This is a genomic window from Psychrobacter sp. BF1 (assembly GCF_019279065.1).
GTDB lineage: Bacteria > Pseudomonadota > Gammaproteobacteria > Pseudomonadales > Moraxellaceae > Psychrobacter > Psychrobacter urativorans.
Genome location: NZ_JAGYWV010000029.1, coordinates 1 through 3,773 on the forward strand (window position 1 = coordinate 1; position 3,773 = coordinate 3,773).

Annotated in this window: 3 protein-coding genes; all 3 read right to left on the reverse strand. The window is 45.0% G+C overall.

Annotated elements, in window-relative coordinates; genetic code table 11:
- Nucleotides 1-200 precede the first annotated feature (200 nt).
- The 3 genes from KZA12_RS14670 to KZA12_RS14680 all read right to left on the reverse strand — a co-directional run bounded on the left by KZA12_RS14670 (nt 201) and on the right by KZA12_RS14680 (nt 3,430).
- Nucleotides 201-527 (reverse strand): DUF779 domain-containing protein, encoded by a 327-nt coding sequence (locus KZA12_RS14670; protein ID WP_201591825.1) that lies wholly within the window; start codon nt 525-527, stop codon nt 201-203.
- 210 nt (nt 528-737) lie between these two features.
- Nucleotides 738-1,766: an alcohol dehydrogenase AdhP gene (gene adhP / locus KZA12_RS14675; RefSeq protein WP_218690745.1), complete on the reverse strand. Its 1,029-nt coding sequence runs from the start codon at nt 1,764-1,766 to the stop codon at nt 738-740.
- A 137-nt stretch (nt 1,767-1,903) separates the two neighbouring features.
- The gene (locus tag KZA12_RS14680) at nt 1,904-3,430 is read right to left on the reverse strand and encodes an aldehyde dehydrogenase family protein (RefSeq protein WP_218690746.1); all 1,527 of its coding nucleotides are present in this window, start codon (nt 3,428-3,430) and stop codon (nt 1,904-1,906) included.
- Nucleotides 3,431-3,773 lie beyond the last annotated feature (343 nt).

Below are 3,773 nucleotides of genomic sequence, written 5' to 3' on the forward strand. Positions count from 1 at the left end.
TTTCTTGCCTTGTTCATGCTCAGGTTTTGGGTTAAAGTTTCACTAAGTCTGTTAAAGTTTGGCATGGTCTGATTCGTCTTGAAAATTACTATTATGCCTTTGCTTTAACAGACTTTTTTGTTTTTTTGTCGTGTGCAGAGCAATAAGACATAAAATGCGCTGATATGAGACTGATAGCTTCTTGTGAATAAAGTAGTAGTTTACACCGCACATACTTCTGAACGGACGATAAAGCGCTTACCTTCAGGTATCTCAAGCGAAAAACTGGCCCCGCGTCCATCGACCACATCGATGGTTAAATCCGTATGTTGCCAAAGTTTATGCTGCGCTTTACCCATATAAAAGGGACAGCCAGCGAGCTCACCGATGAGCACGTCTTGGCCGCCCACTTTAAACTCGCCCAATGGATAACACATCGGTGAGCTACCATCGCAGCAGCCGCCTGATTGATGGAACATCAGCTCGCCATGTTTAGATTTGAGTAATTCGATTAATGCTTTGCAGGATTCTGTCGCTTCAAGTTTCATGTCATGCTCCTTATCTTCAAAATTATCACGGAATTACTGTCATGCTGATTACGAATATAAGCTGAGGGCGAATATAAAAGGCCGCATCATCATCACTCACATCATTAATAGCATGTGGCTGAAAACGATACGACCTGTTATTTGTGACCAAACGTCGTAATTATCGAGATAATTTCTAAAAAATAAAAATGTCTCAAATAATTGACATGTCTACATAGAGTAATCAATGACGATGCGACCCTCAATCTTACCATCACGCATACGATCAAAAATGTCATTGATGTTTTCAAGTGGCTCAGCGGCAACAGTCGCTTTTACTTTACCTGCCGCTGCCATATCTAGCGACTCTTGTAGGTCCAGGCGTGTACCAACGATTGAGCCACGAATGGTAATACCATTTAGTACCGTATCAAAGATAGAGACAGGGAAGTCGCCTGTTGGCAGACCATTACAGACTAAAGTACCACCGCGGCGCAGCATGGTTAGTGCTTGATCAAAGGCCTTGGAGGAGACGGCTGTCACTAGCACACCATGAGCACCGCCGATCTCTTCTTGCAGATACTCACCAGGATCGGTGTTTTTGGCATTGACGGTGACTTTTGCCCCCAGTTTTTTGGCAAAATCGAGCTTTTCATCGTCAATATCGACGGCAGCAACGTTCAGTCCCATGGCAATGGCGTACTGTACCGCCATGTGACCAAGTCCACCGATACCTGAAATGACGACCCAATCACCTGGTTTGGTGTCTGTCATTTTCAGACCTTTATATACCGTCACACCTGCACATAGAACTGGTGCAATCTCAACAGAGTCAACGCTCTCAGGGATAATGCCGACATAGTTTGCATCTGCTAGGACGTATTCTGCAAAACTACCATTTACTGAGTAGCCAGAGTTCTTTTGACTTAGGCACAGGGTTTCCCAGCCACCTAGACAGTGCGTACAGTGACCACAGGCAGAGTAGAGCCAAGGCACACCGACACGGTCGCCTTCTTTAACATGCTTAACACCTTCACCCACAGCAGTGATCAGGCCGACACCTTCATGACCAGGGATAAACGGGGGGCTTGGTTTGACTGGCCAATCGCCTTCGACAGCGTGCAGGTCGGTATGACAGACACCTGATGCCTGCATTTTTACTACAATTTGACCAGGACCTGGGGTAGGGATATCAACTTCTTCAATCTGCAGAGGTTGGTTGAACTCATGCAGAACCGCAGCTTTCATTTTATTACTCATGGTATAACTCCTTATTACTAGCAGTCACCAACGCTTAAATCAATCGTTTAAACTGCCAATTATTTTACATGTAGATGCTTAGTAAGCATCGAGTTTGCACCTTACGCTTCCTTGTAAGGTGCTTTAGCAAATAGTGTTTAAAAGAACCCCATCGCTTTTGGACTATAGGATACCAGCATGTTTTTGGTTTGCTGATAATGATCAAGCATCATTAGATGGTTTTCGCGGCCGATACCCGATTGCTTGTAGCCACCAAATGCAGAATGCGAAGGATAGATGTGGTAGCAGTTGGTCCACACGCGACCTGCTTGGATGCCACGTCCGAAGCGATAGGCTTTGTGTACACTGCGTGTCCAGACTCCAGCACCAAGACCATATATGGTATCATTGGCAATGCTCATGGCCTCTTCGTCGTCTTTAAATTTCGTGACGGCAAGTACTGGTCCAAAGATTTCCTCTTGGAACACGCGCATGTCGTTAGTGCCTTCAAAGATAGTGGGCTGCACATAGTAGCCATCTGCAAGGTCGCCGTCATGCTTGGCTTGTTCGCCACCGACCAATACTTTGGCCCCTTCTTTTTTACCAATATCCAGATAAGATAGGATTTTTTCTAACTGGTCTGAGCTGGCTTGTGCACCAATCATGGTGTCAGTGTCTAATGGATTGCCCATTTTGATGGCTTCAACACGCTCGACACAGCGTTTGATAAATTCATCATAAATACTCTCATGTACCAGCGCGCGCGACGGACAAGTACAGATTTCACCTTGGTTAAGCGCAAACATCACTAGACCTTCAACGGCTTTATCCAAGAAATCATCGTCTTCGTCCATGACATCAGCAAAGAAGATATTTGGACTCTTACCACCCAGCTCTAGGGTAACTGGAATGATGTTTTCACTGGCGTACTGCATGATTAGGCGACCAGTAGTCGTCTCACCAGTAAAGGCAACTTTATTGATACGTGGATTGGAGGCAAGCGGCTTACCAGCTTCAACTCCGAAACCGTTGACCACGTTGAGGACACCTTTTGGTAAGATATCAGCAATCCCGATCGTCTCTAGCATAAATAGGATAGAGGCAGGCGTTTGCTCTGCAGGCTTGAGTACTATACAGTTACCAGCAGCAAGCGCAGGGGCTAGCTTCCATACTGCCATGAGGATCGGAAAGTTCCATGGGATAATTTGGCCGACGACACCAAGTGGCTCATGGAAGTGATAAGCAACCGTGTCATCATCAATTTGACTGAGGCCGCCTTCTTGTGCACGAATGGCACTGGCAAAATAGCGAAAGTGATCGACAGCTAATGGAATGTCTGCTGCTAGGGTTTCACGTACAGGCTTGCCGTTTTCATACGTTTCGGCAATGGCGATGGCTTCTAAATTGGCTTCCATCTTATCTGCAATTTTGAGCAGTAGATTGGCACGTTCAGCGACACTGGTTTTGCCCCAAGCGTCTTTGGCAGCATGAGCAGCGTCTAAGGCTTTTTCAATATCCGCTTCTTTTGAACGGGCGACTTGGCAGATGACTTTACCGTCAATGGGGCTGGTGTTGTCAAAGTATTCTCCATCGGCTGGTGCGACCCACTCACCATTGATAAAGTTGTCATATTTTTCGCGGAATTGGACGGGGCTGTTTTCTGTATTGGGATAGGCGTGTAGCATTAACGACTCCTTGTTGTATTAATTTATAAAGCAAATAAACGTTCAAGCCTTTGATATATGATCTTTTGAGGTCATATCTATAAAGTCACTTGCACGGTTTTGCTGGATCTTCCTGATCAGGTTGTCAGTCTATCCTACTGAACTTTTATACATATAGATAGGTACTTTTAGTAAAGCAAATCAGGTTGTTTCATAAATTTAGGCTCTGCACACGACAAAAAAACAAAAAAGTCTGTTAAAGCAAAGGCATAATAGTAATTTTTAAGACGAATCAGACCATGCCAAACTTTAACAGACTTAGTGAGACTTTAACCCAAAACCTGAGCATGAACAAGGCAAGAAT

What these genes read in the sequence shown, in the direction of transcription:
- KZA12_RS14680 (WP_218690746.1), bottom strand. Translation starts at nt 3,430, where the DNA reads ATGCTACACGCCTATCCCAATACAGAAAACAGCCCCGTCCAATTCCGC.
- adhP (WP_218690745.1), bottom strand. Translation starts at nt 1,766, where the DNA reads ATGAGTAATAAAATGAAAGCTGCGGTTCTGCATGAGTTCAACCAACCT.
- KZA12_RS14670 (WP_201591825.1), bottom strand. Translation starts at nt 527, where the DNA reads ATGAAACTTGAAGCGACAGAATCCTGCAAAGCATTAATCGAATTACTC.